Origin of the sequence: Comamonas endophytica (genome assembly GCF_023634805.2) — a bacterium.
Classification (GTDB): Bacteria; Pseudomonadota; Gammaproteobacteria; order Burkholderiales; family Burkholderiaceae_C; genus Comamonas; species Comamonas endophytica.
This window is the reverse complement of record NZ_CP106881.1, coordinates 2,062,277-2,080,000: the sequence shown is the minus strand read 5'-3', so window position 1 is coordinate 2,080,000 and position 17,724 is coordinate 2,062,277. Positions and strand designations below refer to the sequence as shown.

General features: G+C 67.2%; 15 protein-coding genes (1 of these 15 running past the window's edge). 2 read left to right on the top strand and 13 right to left on the bottom strand.

Features of this window, described 5'->3' with window-relative positions:
* From gshB to leuS, 9 genes are all read right to left on the bottom strand, one after another.
* Positions 1-732: the 5' portion of a glutathione synthase gene (gshB, locus tag M9799_RS09300; protein WP_231042730.1), read on the bottom strand. It extends 219 nt beyond the left edge of the window; the window shows 732 of its 951 coding nt (coding positions 1-732); it begins with the start codon at positions 730-732; the stop codon falls past the left edge of the window.
* A gap of 90 nt (positions 733-822) precedes the next feature.
* Positions 823-2,691, bottom strand: a complete 1,869-nt coding sequence (locus M9799_RS09295; protein ID WP_231043221.1) for a potassium transporter Kup — start codon at positions 2,689-2,691, stop codon at positions 823-825.
* Between the two features lie 101 nt (positions 2,692-2,792).
* Positions 2,793-4,088 carry a glutamate--cysteine ligase gene (gshA, locus tag M9799_RS09290; protein WP_231042731.1) on the bottom strand — a complete coding sequence of 432 codons (1,296 nt, stop codon included), beginning with the start codon at positions 4,086-4,088 and terminating at the stop codon, positions 2,793-2,795.
* Positions 4,089-4,183: 95 nt separating this feature from the next.
* A complete protein-coding gene (locus M9799_RS09285; protein ID WP_231042732.1) occupies positions 4,184-5,650 on the bottom strand; it encodes a TrkH family potassium uptake protein in 1,467 nt (488 codons plus the stop codon).
* A 9-nt stretch (positions 5,651-5,659) separates the two neighbouring features.
* Positions 5,660-7,108 (bottom strand): Trk system potassium transporter TrkA, encoded by a 1,449-nt coding sequence (gene trkA, locus M9799_RS09280; RefSeq protein WP_231042733.1) that lies wholly within the window; start codon positions 7,106-7,108, stop codon positions 5,660-5,662.
* A 34-nt stretch (positions 7,109-7,142) separates the two neighbouring features.
* On the bottom strand, positions 7,143-8,423 hold the full coding sequence (locus M9799_RS09275; protein ID WP_231042734.1) for a glutamate-5-semialdehyde dehydrogenase: 1,281 nt from the start codon (positions 8,421-8,423) through the stop codon (positions 7,143-7,145).
* Positions 8,424-8,530: 107 nt separating this feature from the next.
* Positions 8,531-9,580, bottom strand: coding sequence for a DNA polymerase III subunit delta (gene holA / locus M9799_RS09270; protein ID WP_231042735.1), 1,050 nt, complete (start codon positions 9,578-9,580; stop codon positions 8,531-8,533).
* Between the two features lie 7 nt (positions 9,581-9,587).
* Positions 9,588-10,091, bottom strand: a complete 504-nt coding sequence (locus tag M9799_RS09265; RefSeq protein WP_231042736.1) for an LPS-assembly lipoprotein LptE — start codon at positions 10,089-10,091, stop codon at positions 9,588-9,590.
* Between the two features lies 1 nt (position 10,092).
* Positions 10,093-12,831: a leucine--tRNA ligase gene (leuS, locus tag M9799_RS09260; RefSeq protein ID WP_231042737.1), complete on the bottom strand. Its 2,739-nt coding sequence runs from the start codon at positions 12,829-12,831 to the stop codon at positions 10,093-10,095.
* Positions 12,832-13,062: 231 nt separating this feature from the next.
* Here leuS and M9799_RS09255 point away from each other — a divergent pair, with 231 nt between their 5' ends.
* Positions 13,063-14,274, top strand: a complete 1,212-nt coding sequence (locus M9799_RS09255) for a mechanosensitive ion channel family protein (protein ID WP_231042738.1) — start codon at positions 13,063-13,065, stop codon at positions 14,272-14,274.
* 259 nt (positions 14,275-14,533) lie between these two features.
* Here M9799_RS09255 and M9799_RS09250 read toward each other — a convergent pair whose 3' ends face one another.
* The 4 genes from M9799_RS09250 to M9799_RS09235 are packed head-to-tail and all read right to left on the bottom strand — an operon-like array spanning position 14,534 to position 17,118.
* Positions 14,534-14,980 carry an ExbD/TolR family protein gene (locus M9799_RS09250; RefSeq protein ID WP_231042739.1) on the bottom strand — a complete coding sequence of 149 codons (447 nt, stop codon included), beginning with the start codon at positions 14,978-14,980 and terminating at the stop codon, positions 14,534-14,536.
* A gap of 10 nt (positions 14,981-14,990) precedes the next feature.
* Positions 14,991-15,659 (bottom strand): MotA/TolQ/ExbB proton channel family protein, encoded by a 669-nt coding sequence (locus tag M9799_RS09245; protein ID WP_231042740.1) that lies wholly within the window; start codon positions 15,657-15,659, stop codon positions 14,991-14,993.
* A gap of 8 nt (positions 15,660-15,667) precedes the next feature.
* Positions 15,668-16,498, bottom strand: a complete 831-nt coding sequence (gene dapB / locus M9799_RS09240; protein ID WP_231042741.1) for a 4-hydroxy-tetrahydrodipicolinate reductase — start codon at positions 16,496-16,498, stop codon at positions 15,668-15,670.
* 59 nt (positions 16,499-16,557) lie between these two features.
* The gene (locus tag M9799_RS09235) at positions 16,558-17,118 is read right to left on the bottom strand and encodes an outer membrane protein assembly factor BamE (protein ID WP_231042742.1); all 561 of its coding nucleotides are present in this window, start codon (positions 17,116-17,118) and stop codon (positions 16,558-16,560) included.
* 150 nt (positions 17,119-17,268) lie between these two features.
* On the opposite strand from M9799_RS09235, the gene fur reads away from it, so the two are divergent.
* Entirely contained in the window at positions 17,269-17,703 is a 435-nt protein-coding gene (gene fur / locus M9799_RS09230) for a ferric iron uptake transcriptional regulator (RefSeq protein ID WP_231042743.1), read from the top strand.
* Positions 17,704-17,724 lie beyond the last annotated feature (21 nt).

Here is a 17,724-nt window from a genome sequence, read left to right as displayed (position 1 = left end):
GGCCACGCCCTTGCCGCCGGCCGCCAGGTTGCCGCGCACTTCATTGCCCTGGGGAATGCGCGCCAGGCAATAGGGCACCGGCTTGCCGCCGATGACCAGCACCCGCTTGTCGCCGTCGACGATCTCGGGAAGGAACTTCTGCACCATCACGCTCTGCGCGCCATCGCGGTTCAGCGTTTCGATGATGCTGCCCAGGTTGCGGCCATCGGCGCCCACACGGAAGATGCCCATGCCGCCCATGCCGTCGAGCGGCTTGAGGATGATGTCCTGGTGCTCGGCATGGAAGGCGCGGATTTCCTGCGCATCGCGTGTGACCAGGGTCGGGCCGATGAATTCGGGGAATTCCATGATGGCGAGCTTTTCCGGATGCTCGCGCAAGGCGCTGGGTCTGTTGAGCACCTTGGCGCCCTCGCGCTGCGCCTGCTCCAGCAGATGGGTGGCGTAGAAGAACTCGCTGTCGAAGGGCGGGTCCTTGCGCATCAGCACCCCGTCGAAATCGGCCAGCGCCACGCGTCGCGTGCCCTGCTCGGTGAACCATTGGCCGGCGTCGCCCGTGAGCACGATGTCGCGCACCAGCGCCGAGACCTTGCCGCCGCGCTGCCAGGAAATGCTCTGCACCTCGCAGGCAGCAACCGCATGGCCGCGCCGCTGGGCTTCGCGCATCATGGCAAAGGTGGTGTCCTTGTGGATCTTGAAGGACTCGAGGGGGTCGGCAATGAAAAGAAGGTTCATGGTGGTGTCAACGGTTGCAGGCTCAGGCACGCGAGCGCCCTACTGTTGCACAAATAAGGGCGGCCTGCCGAAAGGCCAGCCCCCGGCCACTCACAGTTCGATCTTCGAGCCCAGCTCCACCACCGCATTGCTTGGCAGGTTCAGGAAATCCGACACGCGGCTGGCGTTGCGGTGCATCTGCGCAAACAGCTTCTCGCGCCACGGCGCCATGCCCTGGTTCATGCCCGGGATCACCATGTCGCGCGAGACGAAGTAGCTGGTGCCCATCGGGTCCAGCGGATAGCCCAGGCCCGAAAGCTGCCCCAGCGCCCGGGGCAGGTCGGGCTCGTTCTTGAAGCCGTAATGCACCGTCACCTGCCAGCAATGGCCGCCCACCGCTTCGGCCTGCACACGCCTGTCCATGCCCACCCAGGGAACTTCATGGGTGCGCACCGTGACGAACAGGTTCTGCGCATGCAGCACCTTGTTGTGCTTGAGGTTGTGCAGCAACGCCGGCGGCACCGTGCCGGGCTCGCCCGTGAGGAAGACGGCCGTGCCCGCAACGCGCTGCGGCGGGTGCAGCGCCAGCGAAGCAAGGAAACCCTCGAGCTCTATCGACTCGCTCTGCAGCCGGTCGTGCAGCAGCTGGCGCCCGCGCCGCCAGGTCATCATCAGCAGGAACACGCAGCTGCCGATCGCCAGCGGGAACCAGCCACCCTGGAACAGTTTCAGCAGGTTGGAGCTGAAGAAGGCGAAGTCGATCAGGAAGAAGCTGCCGGTGGCGGCCCAGCACAGCAGCCAGGGGTAATGCCAGCGGTAGCGGATCACGAAGAAGGTCAGCACGGTGGTGATCAGCATGTCCAGCGTGACCGCGATGCCATAGGCCGCCGCCAGGTTGCCGCTGGTGCGGAACAGCATGACGGCCAGCGCGATGGCGGCAAACAGGCTCCAGTTGACCAGCGGGATGTAGATCTGCCCGGCTTCCCTGGCGCTGGTGTGGCGGATTTCCAGCCGCGGCAGGTAGCCCAGCTGGATCACCTGGCGCGTGACGCTGAAGGCACCGGTGATCAGCGCCTGCGAGGCAATGACCGCAGCCAGGGTGGCCAGCAGCACCAGCGGCATCAGCGCCCAGGCCGGCGCCATGCGGAAGAACGGGTTCTGTACGGCATCGGGCTGGGCCAGCAGCAAGGCGCCCTGGCCGAAGTAATTGAGCGTGAGCGCGGGCATGGCGATCGCGAACCAGGCCAGGCGGATCGGTTTCTTGCCGAAGTGCCCCAGGTCGGCATACAGGGCCTCGGCGCCCGTGACGCACAGCACCACTGCGCCAAGGATGATGAAGGCCACGCCCGGCTGGCGCCAGATGAAGCCCAGCGCATGGTGCGGGCTCAGCGCGGCGAGGATTTCGGGGTGGCCCAGGATCTGCCGGATGCCCAGCAGCGCCAGGCAGCCGAACCACAGCAGCGTGATCGGGCCGAAGAAGCGGCCGATGCCCGCAGTGCCGCGCTTTTGCACGGCAAACAGCGCCAGCAGCACCAGCAGCGCCAGCGGCAGCACGAACCTGCGGAACTGCGGCGACACCACTTCCAGCCCTTCGACCGCCGACAGCACCGAGATGGCCGGGGTGATGACGCCGTCGCCATAGAACAGCGAGGTGCCGAAGATGCCTATGGGCAGCAGCACAGCGCGCAGCCGCGGCTGCTCCTTGACGGCCTGCGAGGCCAGCGCCAGCATCGCGACCAGCCCGCCCTCGCCGTTGTTGTCGGCGCGCAGCACCAGGGTCACGTATTTGAGCGAGACGATCAGCGTGAGCGTCCAGAACAGAATGGACAGCACGCCATAGACGTTGGCATGGGTGAAAGGCACATGGCCGGAGCCAAAGACTTCCTTGACGGCATACAGCACGCTGGTGCCGATGTCGCCGTACACCACTCCAATGGCACCCAGGGTGAGCGCCGCCAGCGAGGATTTTGAATTGGTCACTGCACGCACCCGCAGCCGCCTGGGCACCGGGTCTCCCTGTCTTGGTTCTGGGCCATGGGGTGCGGCCTGCCGGCGATGCGCCAGCCGGCCGCGTCAGCACATCAATCGTAGATCTCGGCGTCGGGGTTGGTGGCTTCGAGCTCGTAGCTCGCCGCCAGCATCGCCAGACGGCCGATGACACCGTACATGTAGAAGCGGTTGGGTGCGCTGGCGCCCGGGCGCGCGCCCAGCTGCGGCAGCTGGGTGCTGTGCTCGAAGGCCAGCGGCACGAAGCTCGAGCCGGGCGCGTTGAGGTTCTCGTCGATGCCGCGCTCGGGGTGCATGCGATAGAAGCCGCCGACCACATAGCGGTCCATCATGTAGACCACGGGCTCGGCCACCGCGTTGTTCATGCGTTCCTGGGTCGCCACGCCTTCCTGGATGATGACGTCGTGCACCGCCTGGCCGTCCTTGATGACGCCCATCTTGTTGCGCGACTTGCGCGTGAGCGCTTCCAGGTCCTTGGCATCGCGCACCGTCATCACGCCCATCCCGTACGTGCCATGGTCGGCCTTGACCACGACGAAGGGCTTTTCCTTGATGCCGTATTCCTTGTACTTGCGCCGCACCTTGGTCAGCAGCATGTCGACCTGGGTGCCGAGCGCTTCCATGCCCGTGCCCTCGTTGAAGTCCAGCCCCTCGCAGTGCGTGAACATCGGGTTGATCAGCCAGTGGTCGATGCCCAGCAGCTTGCCGAAGCGCTTGGAGACTTCCTCGTAGCTCTGGAAGTGGCGGCTCTTGCGGCGCACGCTCCAGCCCGCGTGCAGCGGTGGCAGCAGGTATTGCTCGTAGAGCTCCTCGAGGATGCCCGGGGCGCCGGCCGACAGGTCGTTGTTGAGCAGGATCGTGCAGGGATCGAAATCCTTGAGACCGAGGCGGCGCTTGCTGCGGATCACCGGCTCGAGCGTCACCGATTCGCCGCTGGGCAGGTCGATGACCGTGGTCTTCTTGATCTCGCGGCTGATCGAGCCCAGGCGCACGTTGAGCCCGGCCATCTTGAAGATGCGCTGCAGCTGGACCACGTTGTTCAAATAAAACGTATTGCGCGTGTGGTTTTCCGGAATGATCAGCAGGTTGCGCGCCTCGGGGCAGATCTTCTCGATCGCCGCCATCGCCGCCTGCACCGCCAGCGGCAGCATTTCCTCGGTCAGGTTGTTCCAGCCACCGGGAAAGAGATTGGTGTCCACAGGGGCAAGCTTGAACCCCGCGTTGCGGATGTCGACGGAAGAGTAGAACGGAGGCGTGTGCTCCATCCATTCGAGGCGGAACCAGCGCTCGATTGCCGGCATGGATTCCAGAATACGCTGTTCAAGCTCGTTGATCGGGCCGGTCAGAGCCGTGATGAGATGCGGAACCATTGGTGCCCTCGGGAGACGGTGGTGTATTGGATTGTAGGGATGTGGCAACGCCGTCGGAATTAATCCACCTGTAACCGTGGTCCGGCGGCGTTGCTTCAGCGTCGCCAGAAGGAGGGTGTCAGCAGCGCCATGAAGCTCAGGATCTCCAGCCGCCCCAGCAGCATGGCCAGCGTGCAGACCCAGATCTGGAAGTCCGTGAGCCCCGCATAGTTGGCCGCGGGCCCCACACTGCCCAGGCCCGGTCCCATGCAGTGCACACTGGCCAGGATGGCGGTGAACGCGGTCACGGGATCGAGGTCGGTGAGCAGCAGCAGCATGCTCAGGATGATCACCGTGGCGCCGTAGACCAGCATGAAGGCCAGCACGGAGAAGATCATGCGATTGTCCACCACTGCGGATCCCAGGCGCACGGGTTGCACCGCGCGCGGGTGTACCAGATGCGTCAGTTCGCGCCGTGCCTGCTTGAGCAGGATCAGCATGCGCACCATCTTGATGCCGCCGCCGGTCGAGCCGGCGCTGGTTGCCACCCCCGACAGCAGCAGCATCATGACCGGCAGGAACACCGGCCAGGCCAGGTAGTCGACGGTGGCAAAGCCCGTGGTCGTGGCTACCGAGACCACGTTGAACACGCCGTAGCGCAGCGCCTCGAGCGGCTCATAGACATCCTTGAGCCACAGCAGCAGCGCGCCGAACAGGCCGCTGCCCACGAGCACGCCGATGGTGGCGCGCATTTCCGGGTCCCGCCAGAAGCCGTGCAGCTGGCCCTTGCGCATGGCGACGAAGTACAGCGCGAAGTTGCAGCTCGCCAGCAGCATGAACACCAGTGCCACGGCTTCGAGCAGCGGCGAATCGAAATACGCGAAGCTGGCATCGTGCGAAGACAGCCCGCCCAGGCTCACGGTGGTGAACATGTGCATCAACGCATCCATCGGGCCCATGCCGCCGGCCCAGAAGGCCAGGCCGCAGGCGATGGAAAACACCGCGTACACGCCCCACAGGCCCTTGGCGGTCTCGGTCATGCGCGGGGTGAGCTTGGTGTCCTTGATCGGGCCCGCGGCCTCGGCGCGAAACAGCTGGCTGCCGCCCACGCCCAGCAGCGGCAGCACGGCCACGGCCAGGATCAGGATCCCCATGCCGCCCAGCCACTGCAGGAAGGTGCGCCAGATGTTGATGGACAGCGGCAGGTGGTCCAGCCCGACCAGCACCGTCGCGCCCGAGGTCGTGAGCCCGGAGACGGCCTCGAAATATGCATGGGTGAACGACACCGGGATGCCGATCCGGTGCAGCGCCAGCATCAGCGGCAGGCTGGCGCACAGCGGCAGCACCAGCCAGACCAGGCTCACCAGGATCACGCCGTGGCGCGGCTGCAGCTCGCGGCGGAAGCGGTTCATGCCCAGCCACAGCGCCCCGCCCACCACGGCCGTGGTGGCAATCGACAGCGGATAGACCAGCCAGATGCCTTCGTGCTGGTGCCATGACACGGCCAGCGGCAGCAGCATGGACAGCGCAAACATGACCAGCAGCATGCCCAGCACGCGCAGAACGGGAAACAGGTCGCGCATGGCCGGGCGTCAGAAGAAGGTGGCGCTCACGCGGAACAGCTTTTCCACGTCGCGCACCAGGCGCTTGTTCGGCAGGAAGAACACCACATGGTCGTTGCTCTCGATCACCGTGTGGCTGCGCGGGATGATGACCTGGGGCTCGCGCGCGTTCGGGTCGGCCTCGGCATCGTCGAGGCCGCGCACGATCAGGCCGATGTGCACTTCCAGCGGCAGGCGCAGTTCCTCGACGCGCCGGCCCACCACGCGCGAGCTCTTGCGGTCGCCGCGGGCGACGATCTCCAGCGCCTCGGCCACGCCGCGGCGCAGGCTGTGCACGGCCTGCACGTCGCCGCGGCGCGCATAGGCCAGCAGTTCGCCGAGCATGGCCTGCGCGGGCGACAGCGCGATGTCGATCTGCGTGCCGTGCATCAGGTCGGCGTAGGTGCGGCGGTTGATCAGCGACAGCACGCGCGTCGCGCCCATGCGCTTGGCCAGCAGGCAGGACATGATGTTGTCCTCGTCGTCGTCGGTCAGCGCCAGGAACAGGTCCACGTCCTCTATGCCTTCGTCGCCCAGCAGGCCCTCGTCGGTCGGGTCGCCGTGCAGCACCAGCACCTCGGTGGGCAGCGTGGCCGCCAGATCGGTGCAACGCTGCTCGTTCTCCTCGAGCACCTTGAGGTGGAACTGGCCTGGCACCTGCGACAGCTGGGCCGCCAGGCGCTGGCCCACGCGCCCGCCGCCGACGATCATGATGCGGCGCACGGGCTTGGTCCGCTGGCCGCGCGGGCGGTGCAGCGCGCTGAGGATCTGCGGCAGGTGGTCGCGCGCGGCCAGCACGAAGACTTCGTCGCCGGGCTCGATCAGCGTCGTGCCGTCGCAGCGCACGAAGCGGTCGGGTTCCTCGGCGAAGCGCCGGTAGATCGCGACCAGGCGCATGGCGACATCGGGCATGCTGTCGCGCAGCTCGCCGATGCGCAGGCCCACGGCCGGCGCTCCGGCGCGCGCGCGCGCCGATGCCAGGCAGGCGCGGCCACCGGCGAACTCGCGCACCTGCAGCGCCTCGGGGTACTCGATCAGCTTGCCGATGTAGCGCGTGAGCGACTCCTCGGGGCAGATGATGCGGTCGACGGCAAAGCCTTCCTTGCCCAGCAGCGGCGAGTCGGGCGCGAAGCCCGAGGAGCGCACGCGCGCGATGCGCGTGGGCACGCTGAACTCCATGTCGGCGACCTTGCAGCACACCAGGTTGGTCTCATCGAGCGCCGCGCAGGCGATCAGCAGGTCGGTATCGCGCGCGCCGGCCTCGGCCAGCACGGCCGGCTCGGTGCCGTTGCCGACCACGCCGCGCAGGTCGAAGCGGGTCTCGAGCTCGCGCAGCCGGCGGCTGTCGGTGTCGATGACGGTGATGTCATTGCGCTCGGACACCAGGCTCTCGGCCACACTGAAGCCCACGCGCCCCGCACCCAGGATGATGATTTTCATGGAGTTCGCTGGTGATGCCGGACGCGGGCAGCCTTCAGATGCGGATCTCGCCGTCGCCCAGCACCACGTATTTGAGCGAGGTCAGGCCCTCGATGCCCACCGGGCCGCGCGCATGGAACTTGTCGGTACTGATGCCGATCTCGGCGCCCAGGCCGTATTCGAAGCCGTCGGCAAAGCGGGTGCTGGTGTTGACCATGACGCTGGCCGAATCGACCTCGCGCAGGAACTGCTGCGCATGGCGGTGGTCGGTCGTGAGGATGGCCTCGGTATGGCCGCTGGAGTAGCGGTTGATGTGCGCGATGGCTTCCTCCACGCCCGCCACCACCTTGATGCTGATGATCGGCGCGAGGTATTCCTCGCTCCAGTCCTGCTCGCTCGCGTGCACGAGCTGCGCGCCGTCCACGCCCTGCAGCAGGGCCAGCGACTCGGCGCAGCCGCGCATCTCGACGCCCTTGGCGGCGAAGATCGCGCCGATGGCCGGCAGGAAATCGGCTGCCACGCCGCGCGCCACCAGCAGGCTTTCGCTGGCGTTGCAGGGACTGTATTTGCTGGTCTTGGCGTTGTCCGTCACCTTGACGGCCATGGCCAGGTCGCAGGGGTCGTCGACATAGGTGTGGCAGTTGCCGTCGAGGTGCTTGATGACCGGCACCTTGGCCTCGCGGCTGATGCGCTCGATCAGGCCCTTGCCGCCGCGCGGGATGATCACATCGACATATTCGGGCATGGCGATCAGCTGGCCCACGGCCTCGCGGTCAGTGGTCTGCACCAGCTGCACCGCCTGCTCGGGCAGGCCAGCCTCGGCCAGCGCCTGCTGCACCAGCCGGGCCAGCGCCTGGTTCGACGCTATGGCCTCGGAGCCGCCGCGCAGGATGCAGGCGTTGCCGCTCTTGATCGACAGGCTGGCGGCTTCGATGGTGACGTTGGGGCGGCTCTCGTAGATCATGCCGAACACGCCGATCGGCACGCGCATCTGGCCCACGCGGATGCCGCTGGGCTGCTGCTTCATGCCCAGGATCTCGCCGATCACGTCGGGCATGGCGGCCAGCTGCTCGCAGCCCTGGGCGCAGGTCTCGAGCACCTTGGGAGTCAGGCGCAGGCGGTCGACCATGGGCACCGACAGGCCATTGGCTTCGGCCGGCGCGAGGTCGCGGGCATTGTCTTGCTGCAGGGCGGCGGTGTTCTCCCGCAGCAGCCGGGCCAGCGCCAGCAGGGCCCGGCTCTTGGTGGCGGCCGAGGCGCGGGCCATCTGGGCCGAGGCGACTTTGGCCTGGGCCCCCAGGGTGTGGGTGTATTCCACGATATTGAGCGCGTTCATGGGCGCGATTTTGACCGAGTTGCAGTGCGCCGGGTGCCTGGTGGCGCAGAAGCCTCACTTCGGTATGCACGTCGCACGCCGGCTTGACGGCACCCAAGCCACGACACTCACGCCTTGAAGGATTGCACCGTTTCAAATGCCAGCCGGCGCAATGCCTGCCAGCCGTCCTGGGGCCAGCCGGGAGCCTTCAGGCCCTTGACGATGCCGTCCACCGTATGCGCGGACTGCAGCAGTTGCGCCACGGCCTGGTCGCCGAGCCGCGGCACGATGCGCTCGAACAGGCGCTCCTTCGCGCCCCAGATGCGCTGCTCGCGCAGCGCCATCGGCAGCGGCCGGCCGGCAGCCATGGCATCCTTGACGCGCTTGAGCGCGCGGATGTCCTCGGCCAGCGCCCAGTGCACCAGCACCTCGGCCACGCCCTCGGCCTGCAGGCCGTCGAGCATGCGCTGCACACGCGCCAGCTGGCCCGAGAGCACCGCGTCCGACAGCTTGAACACGTCATAGCGCGCGACGTTCAGCACCGCCTGCTCGATCTGTTCGGCCTGCAGCTCGCCGGCCGGATAGAGCAGCGCCAGCTTCTGTATTTCCTGGTGCGCGGCCAGCAGGTTGCCTTCCACGCGGTCGGCAAAGAACTGCAGCGTGCGCTGGCCCTCCTCGCCCGCTGCCACGCGCTGGCCCTGGGCCGCAAGCCGCTGCGCGATCCAGGACGGCAGCGCGGCGCGCTCGATCGGATCGATCTGCAGCGTGACGCCATTGGCATCGAGCGCCGAGAACCAGGCGCCGCTCTTGGTGGCCTTGTCGAGGCGCGGCAGCATGACCAGCGTCAGCGTACCGTCATTGCCGGCCGCGCTTTCGGCCAGCTGCTGCAGCGCCTGGCTGCCGTCCTTGCCCGGCTTGCCCGAGGGAATGCGGATCTCGAGGATCTGCCGGTCGGCAAACAGCGACAGCGAACCGCCTGCGGCCAGCACCGCGCTCCAGTCGAAATGCGCGCCGGCCACGGTATGGCTGCTGCGCTCGCTGTAGCCGGCGGCGCGCGCCGCCGCGCGGATGGCATCGGCAGCCTCCTGCTGCTGCAGCGGTTCATCGCCATGCAGGGTGTAGAGCGCGCGCAGCCCCTTGCCCAGATGGGCCTGGAGCTGGTTCAGGCCAAGCTGCATCGCGCGCTCACAGTGTCTTCACCGCCGCCAGCCGGCGCAGCAGCTGCTGCACCAGGTCGGTGCGCATGTTGCGGTAGAGCAGCTGCTCCTCGGCTTCCTTGGACAGCGCGAGGGTCTCGTTGTAGCTGATGTCGCGCTGCTGCAGCAGTTCGGTCTCGGGGATGAGTTCATCGCCATTGGGCTTGCGCAGCCTGAAGCGCAGGCGCAGCCGCAGCTGCAGCTCGCGCACCTGGCCCGAGGCGTTGAGGCCCACGACCGCGCGCTCCTGCTGCTCGCTCAGCAGCTCGAAGATGGCTTCGGCTTCATCGGGCGAACGCGGGTCGCGCAGCACCGTCAGCTGTTCATTGGCCGCGACCAGCGTGCGCTCGAGCTCGCGCGCCAGCAGCGAACCCCGGCTGGCCTGGATGAACAGCGAACGGAAGGCGAACTGCGGCACGCCGCGCAGGCGGAACCCGCACGCCGCCAGCACAGGCACCACGGACACCAGGGAGAGCAGCGTGCGTTTGCGCATGTCAGACCACCACGTTGACGAGACGGCCCGGCACCACGATCACCTTCTTCGGGGTGGCGCCAGCGGCCTGTTTCAGGAAGGCGTCGCTGGCCAGGGCCACGCGCTCGATTTCGGCCTTGTCGGCCGTTGCCGCCACATGGATCGAACCACGCAGCTTGCCGTTGACCTGCAGCATCAGCTCGATCTCGTCCTGCACCAGCGCCGCGGGGTCGACTTCGGGCCAGGCAGCGTCGAGCAGCTCGCCCAGATGCTGGCTGTAGCCCAGGCCGCTCCACAGCGCATGGGTCAGGTGCGGCGTGGCCGGGTACAGGCAGCGCAGCAGGATGCCGAAGCCTTCGATGGCCGCGATCCGGCCGTCGGGCGTGTCCGCGCCCTTGAAGCCTTCGAGCGCGTTGATCATCTTCATCGCGCCCGACACCACAGTGTTGTACTGCATGCGCTGGTAGTCGTAATCCACCTGCTTGAGCACCGTGTGGATCTCGCGGCGCAGCGCCTGCGCGTCCTTGCCGAACGTGACGTCCTGCAGGCCGCGCGCGCTCGCGCCGATCGCGTCGGCGACCACCGCATGCTCGCCGCCCAGCAGCTTGAAGCCGTAGTTGTAGACGCGGCGCAGGAAGCGGTAGCTGCCTTCGACGGCCGCGTCGTTCCACTCCAGCGTGGCCTCGGGCGGCGCGGTGAACATGGTGTACAGGCGGGCCGTGTCGGCGCCGTACTTCTCGATCAGCTCCTGCGGATCGATGCCGTTGTTCTTCGACTTGGACATGGTGCCCACGCCCTCGTAGTCGATGTCCGTGCCCACCGGCAGCAGGCCGTCGGCGCTCTCGACCTCGGCCTTGAGCTTGGCGCCGACGATCTTGCCAGCCTCGTCGAACACATGCTCGACGTCCTTGGGCCAGAAGTATTCCTTGGCGCCCTTGGCGGTGCGGCGGCTGTAGATGTGGTTGAGCACCATGCCCTGGGTCAGCAGCTGCGCGAAGGGCTCGTCGATCTGCACCAGGCCCAGGTCGCGCATCACCTTGGTCCAGAAGCGCGCATACAGCAGGTGCAGGATGGCGTGCTCGATGCCGCCGATGTACTGGTCCATGCCGCTGCCGCCGCGCGCCGCGTTGGGGTCGCGCATCCAGTAGTCGGTGCCGGCGCCGACCATCTGCTGGTGGTTCTGCGCATCGCAATAGCGCATGAAGTACCAGGAGCTGTCGACGAAGGTGTCCATCGTGTCGGTCTCGCGGCGCGCGCTCTTGCCGCAGCAGGGGCAGACCACGCCTGCATGGAAGGCCTCGCTCTTGACCAGCGGATTGCCCGAGCCATCGGGCACGAGGTCCTGCGGCAGCACCACGGGCAGGTCCTTCTCGGGCACCGGCTGGGCGCCGCAATCCTCGCAGTGGATGATCGGGATCGGCGTGCCCCAGTAGCGCTGGCGGCTCACGCCCCAGTCGCGCAGGCGCCAGGTGGTCTTCTTCTCGCCCAGGCCCTTGGCGGCCAGCAGCTCGGCGACCTTGTCGACGGCCTGCGCATGCGTCAGGCCGTCCAATTCACCGGAATTGACGCAGGCTGCCCGCTGCTTGTCGCCGTACCAGTCGGCCCAGGCGTCGGTCGAGAAGCTTTCGCCGGCCACGTCCACGACCTGGCGGATCGGCAGGCCGTACTTCTTCGCGAACGCGAAATCGCGCTCGTCATGCGCGGGCACGCCCATGACGGCGCCGTCGCCATAGCCCATCAGCACGTAGTTGCCGACCCAGACCTCGACCTGCGCGCCGGTCAGCGGATGGGTCACGAACAGGCCCGTGGGCATGCCTTCCTTTTCCTTGACCGCGAGCTCGGCCTCGGTGGTGCCGCCCTTCTTGCATTCCTCGATGAAGGCCGCCAGCGCCGGGTTGCCGGCCGCGGCATGCAGGGCCAGCGGGTGCTCGGGCGCCACCGCGCAGAAAGTCACGCCCATGATGGTGTCGGCACGCGTGGTGAACACGTACATCCTGCCGTCCTGGATCAGCCGGCCCTGCGCGTCGTGGATGTCATGCGTGAACGCGAAGCGCACGCCGCTCGACTTGCCGATCCAGTTCTCCTGCATCAGCCGCACCTTGTCGGGCCAGCCGGTGAGCGTCGCCTTGTCGTTGCCAACCTGCACGTGCTCGAGCAGTTCCTGCGCGTAATCGGTGATCTTCAGGTAGTAGCCGGGGATCTCGCGCTTTTCGACCAGCGCGCCGGTGCGCCAGCCGCGGCCGTCGATGACCTGCTCGTTGGCCAGCACGGTCTGGTCGACCGGGTCCCAGTTCACGACCTGGGTCTTGCGGTAGGCGATGCCCTTGTCGAGCATCTTCAGGAACAGCCACTGGTTCCAGCGGTAGTACTCGGGGTCGCAGGTGGCGATCTCGCGGCTCCAGTCGATGGCCAGGCCCATCGACTGCATCTGCTTCTTCATGTAGGCGATGTTGTCGTAGGTCCACTGCGCCGGCGGGACCTTGTTCTTCAGCGCCGCGTTTTCCGCGGGCAGGCCGAAGGCGTCCCAGCCCATGGGCATCAGCACGTTGTAGCCCTTCATGCGCAGCTGGCGCGTGAGCATGTCGTTGATGGTGTAGTTGCGCACATGGCCCATGTGCAGCTTGCCGCTGGGGTACGGCAGCATCGAGCAGGCGTAGAACTTCTTCTTGCTGTCGTCCTCGGTGACGCGGTAGGCGTCGCGCGCGGCCCAGTGCTCATGCGCTGCGCGCTCGAGCTCGATGTGGTTGTATTTGTCTTGCATGGTGGAGAGCGGGTTCCGGCCGCGGATGCGCCGGTGAAAGCCAAGGTCAGCCGGGATTTTAGGCCGTACGCCGCACCGCACCGCCGTGCGCGGCTATCTGCCGGCGCAAACGCGCGCGCGGCGCATGGAACTTGCACTGCGCGATCCGGTCTCACCGCCTTTTCTTTTCCCCCGTTTTCCGAGGAGCCACTTCCGGTGCGTTGGTCATTGTTTTTCGAACTCGAGCCATGGATGCAATCCGTCCTGGGCCTGGCCCTGCTGGCGCTGCTGGCCGTCGCCAGCCGCCATGTGGCGCAATTCCTGCTGCAGCGCGTCGCGCGCCGCGTGCGCCTGGGCCTGGCCGCGCACTGGGCCGACATCCTGCTGCACGACAAGGTGCTGCGCCGCCTCACGCAGGCCGTGCCGTGGCTGGTGGTGCAGATCGGCCTGGCGGACGTGCCGCATCTGCCGGCCCGCCTGCATGGACTGCTGCTGAACCTGGCGGCCGCGGTCACCATCGTGCTGGTGCTGCGCAGCTTCAACGCGCTTCTCGATGCAATGAACGAGACCCACGACCGCCGGGAGCGGCTCAAGCTCTCGACGCATTCGATCAAGAGCTATGTGCAGCTGGGCAAGCTGCTGGCGGCCATGGTGGCGATCGTGCTGATCCTGGCGACGCTGCTGGACCGATCGCCGCTGCTGCTGCTGTCGGGCCTGGGCGCGTTGTCGGCGGTGCTGATGCTGGTGTTCAAGGACACCATCCTGTCCTTCACCGCGGGCGTGCAGCTGGGCTCGAACGACATGATCCGCGTCGGCGACTGGGTCGAGATGCCCCAGGTCGGCGCCGATGGCTTCGTCATCGACATCGCGCTGAACATCGTCAAGGTGCAGAACTGGGACAAGACCATCACCACCATTCCCACCTGGAAGCTGATGAGCGACAGCTTCAAGAACTGGCGCGGCATGTCGCAGTCGGGCATGCGCCGCATCCGGCGCGCGCTGCGCATCGATGCCGACACCATCCGCGTGCTGGACGAGGCGCAGCTCGCACAGCTGTCGCGCATCGCGCTGCTGCAGGAGTATCTGGTCGAAAAGCGCGCGCAGGCCGCGGCGCTGCCGGCCTCGGCCCTGGCTGAAGCCGCGCCCTTCCATCCGCTGCAGCTCACCAACCTGGAGCTGCTGCGCGCCTATGCGTATGCCTATCTGAACGTTCATCCCGGCATCCAGCACGACACCTATCTGCTGGCGCGCACGCTCGAGCCGACCACCGAGGGCGTGCCGCTGGAGCTCTACTGCTATACCTCGACCTCGGTCTGGATCGAGTATGAAAACATCCAGGGCAGCATCTTCGACCACCTGATCGGCGTGCTGCCGGAGTTCGGGCTGCGGTTGTATCAGCGGCCTTCGGGCAGCGATGTGCTGGCGGGGGTTCGGGGGATGGGACTGGGGGCAGGGCCGGGCTGAGCGGCGCCGAAAGTGCGACCAGGAGCTTTCTTGAGGGCGGCCCTTCATCCTTCGACAGGCTCAGGACGAACGGTCGACATCCATTCGCCCGAACTTGGCGCGCAGCGAACGCAAAACACCGTTCGTCCTAATCCTGAGCCTGTGGAAGAATCGATGGGTGGGATTGACCGTTCGCCCTGAGCCTGTCGAAGGGTGGACGGCCGCACTATAGACAACCATTGCCTTGATCCAAGCTCACGCTCCTAGAGCAACGGTTTTCTTAACGTTTGCTCTGCGTTTGGGCAGGTTCCGCCACAAACCCAATGCGCGTAAGCCCCGCCGCATGCGCCCAGCCCATCACCGCCACCACGCGCCCATAGGGCACGGCGGCATCGGCGCGCAGTTGCAGTTCGGCCTGGGGATTGGCAGCTGCCAGTGAGGCCAAGCGTTCATGCAGCGCGGCTTCTTCCACTGCTTGGCCGTCGATCCACAAAATACCCTGGGCATTGATTTCAAGTGCCAGCGCCTGCTGCGCCGCCGGTGCTGCAATAGGTGCCGTGCCCTGGGCCTGCGGCAGCTGCACCCGCAGCGCGGCCGCCAGCACCGGCGCGGCCAGGATCAGTATGACCACCAGCACCAGCATCACATCCACCAGCGGCGTGACGTTGATGCCGCTCAGCGGTTCGGGCGCTGGCGTGGTGCGGTGATCGAAGCGGCCAAATGCCATGGAGCCTCCATCACGGGGCGGGCTGCGCAGGGTCCCCGAAAAACGCCTGCAGATCGTGCGCGAAGCCTTCGAGCTCGGCCTCGATGCGGCTGGCGCTGCGGCCCAGCAGGTTGTAGCCCAGCACCGCGGGAATGGCCACGGCCAGGCCGGCCGCGGTCATCACCAGCGCCTCGCCGACGGGCGCGGCGAGCTGCGCGATGCCTATGCTCTGCGCGTCCGCCAGCAGCGTCAGTGCATGGTGGATGCCCCAGACCGTGCCGAGCAAGCCGACAAAGGGCGCCAGCGTGCCGACCGAGGCCAGCAGCACCTGGCCCCATTGCAGGGGAACGCTTGCGCGCTGCAGCGCGGCGCGCAGGCCGCGCGTGAGTTGGGCCGGCGCCGCCCCTTGCTGCGCAAGCGGTGCGCCGCCCTGGGCGGAGGCGCGCGGGGCCTGCAGCGCATCGACCAGTGGCAGCACCAGGCCGCCGCCATCGAGCGCCGCGACCTGTGAGCGGGCCGTGGCCAGATCGGGTGCCTGCCAGAAGGCGGCCACGCAGCGCGGCACCTGGCGCCGGCTGCGCGCCAGCAGCCAGCCCTTGCAGGCCATGACCACCCAGCTCGCGACCGACAGCGCCAGCAGCAGCGTCGCCGTGCCCTGCGTGACCGCATCGCCTTGCTGAAGCCAGAGCCAGCGGTCCATGGGGTGGTTCAGCGCAGGCCGAGCACGTCGAACATGTCGAACATGCCCTGCGGTTTGTCGGCCAGGAAGCGCACGGCGCGCAGGCTGCCCTGGGCGTAGGTCTCGCGGCTCGAGGACTTGTGCGTGATCTCGATGCGCTCGCCGGTGCCGGCAAACAGCACCGTGTGGTCGCCGACGATGTCGCCGCCGCGCACCGTGGCAAAGCCGATCGACGAGGGGTCGCGCGCGCCGGTGTGGCCGTAGCGTTCGTAGACCGCGCACTCGTTGAGATCGCGGCCCAGCGCGTCGGCGATGACCTCGCCCATCTTCAGTGCCGTGCCCGAGGGCGCGTCGACCTTGTGGCGGTGGTGCGCTTCGACGATCTCGATGTCGTAGCCCGTGGACAGCGCCTTGGCCGCCATCTCCAGCAGCTTGAGCGTGACGTTCACACCCACGCTCATGTTGGGAGCGAGCAGCACCGCAACCTTTTCCGCACCTTCGGCCAGCGTCTTTTTCTGTTCGTCGCTGAAACCGGTGGTGCCGATGACCAGTTTCACGCCCAGTTCCTTGCAGGCCTCGAGGTGGGCGAGCGTGCCCTCGGGGCGCGTGAAATCGATCAGCACCTGCGCCCGGGCCAGGCCTTCGCGCAGGTCGGAGGTGATGGGCACGCCGCTGGCGCGACCCAGAAAGGCCGTGGCGTCGATGCCCAGGGCCGGGCTGCCGGGCACGTCGAGCGCGCCGGCCAGCACGCAATCATCGCTGTTGTGGATGGCTTCGATCAGCATGCGGCCCATGCGGCCGGAAGCGCCGGCAACGGCTACACGGTAGCGCCCGGAAGCGGGCGTGGAATTCGCGGTCATGGAGATTTTCCTGGGAAAGCGGCCGGCCGCGCACCCAGGCGCGATGCCGGCATGGGAACTCAGCGGCCGGGCGCTTCGAGCGGCGGGTACTGCCTGGGAGCATCGGCGGGCGCCAGCGCTTCGCTGCCGGCGGCCGGCTCGGCGGGGGCGGGGAAGCGCGCGAGCTGCTCGGGCGTGGCCTCGAGCACCGGCACCTTGCCGCCGGCGCGCTTCGAGCCCAGGGTCGCGACGAATTCGGATTCGGAGGGCATCTCGTCGCCTTCGTGGCGCACCAGCTGGTCGCCGTCGAAGAACACCGTGAGCTTGCGGGTCTGGATTTCCACGTCCTTGCGCTTGAGCGAGAACACATATTCCCAGCGATCCGCGTGGAACACGCTGGTCAGCAAAGGCGTGCCGAGGATGTCGCGCACCTGCTGGCGGCTCATGCCGGGCGCCAGGGCCTCGACCTGCTCCCGGGACACGAAATTGCCCTGGACCACTTCGACCTTGTAAGGAGTGACTGCGCTCGCGGCGCTGGCGATGCGTTGGCTCGCGTTGTCCAGGCTGCCACAGGCAGCCAGTACGGCAGAGACCACCACAGTCAGCGCCAGGCGGGCACTGCAACGGGCTTGGACATGCATGGGTATGGCTTAGGGGATATGATTCAAATCATTGTAGCGGCTGGTCCTTCCAGGGCTCGACATTCTCCACACCCTCGTGCGAGGGCCATTTTCCGTTGCCTGTGCTGCGCCGGTGCCGGATACGCGCAGGCACTCCCAAAAGACCCTGTCATGACGAATATCGACGAACTCAAAAGCACCGGCCTCAAGGCCACCCTGCCGCGGCTGAAGATCCTGGAGATCTTCCAGAAGGGCACGCAGCGCCACATGACGGCCGAAGACGTGTTCCGCGTGCTCCTGGACGAGCGCTCGGACATCGGCCTGGCCACGGTCTACCGCGTGCTCACGCAGTTCGAGCAGGCCGGCATCCTGATCCGCAGCAACTTCGAGAGCGCCAAGGCGGTCTACGAACTCAACGAAGGCCAGCACCACGACCATTTCATCTGCACCGTCTGCGGCAAGGTCGAGGAGTTCTACGACCCCGAGCTGGAAAAGCGCCAGGTGCAGATCGCTAAGGCCAAGGGCTGGGTCATCCACGACCATGCGATGTCGCTCTACGGCCAGTGCACGATCTGCGCCAAGGGCGCGGCGCCCGGCCACCGCTGAACTGGCCATCCGGATATGACC